General features: G+C 40.6%; 1 protein-coding gene. It reads left to right on the forward strand.

Going from position 1 to position 392, the window contains the following annotated elements:
- A partial coding sequence (locus FOI68_RS23010; RefSeq protein ID WP_143864439.1) for a hydrolase occupies positions 1-300 on the forward strand: 300 nt, incomplete at its 5' end.
- Between the last annotated feature and the right edge of the window lie 92 nt (positions 301-392).

The raw sequence follows: 392 nt of genomic DNA on the forward strand, positions 1-392 counted from the left end.
ATGGAAACGGGAGAAATCTCGCAAGTAAAAACCGCTTCTCCATGGGATTTTCAAATTGAAGCGACAGATGATGAAATTATTCAATTGCGGGAGTATTTTGACCAAAACTATTCTACAGACTGGCAAGCGTTTTTTCGCACCCGCGTTCCGTATGTGCAATACCATTACGACCGTGAGAATGATGCCTACGACAGAACATTAATGAAAATCTATCAGCTGATTTACAAGCTTGGAAATGAAGAAGCAAAAGCGCATATCCGTTCGCTTGGCATTATTCCGGAAGAGGAGCTCGATTCATAAAAAGTCGCCATTCATATTGGCGGCTTTTTTGATGAATATTTTGTCGTATAATGAAAAGAGAGACAAACAGGAACGGGGTTGTTGGAAATCAT

Origin of the sequence: Brevibacillus sp. LEMMJ03 (assembly GCF_007197875.1) — a bacterium.
In the GTDB taxonomy this organism is placed as follows: Bacteria; Bacillota; Bacilli; order Brevibacillales; family Brevibacillaceae; genus Brevibacillus; species Brevibacillus thermoruber.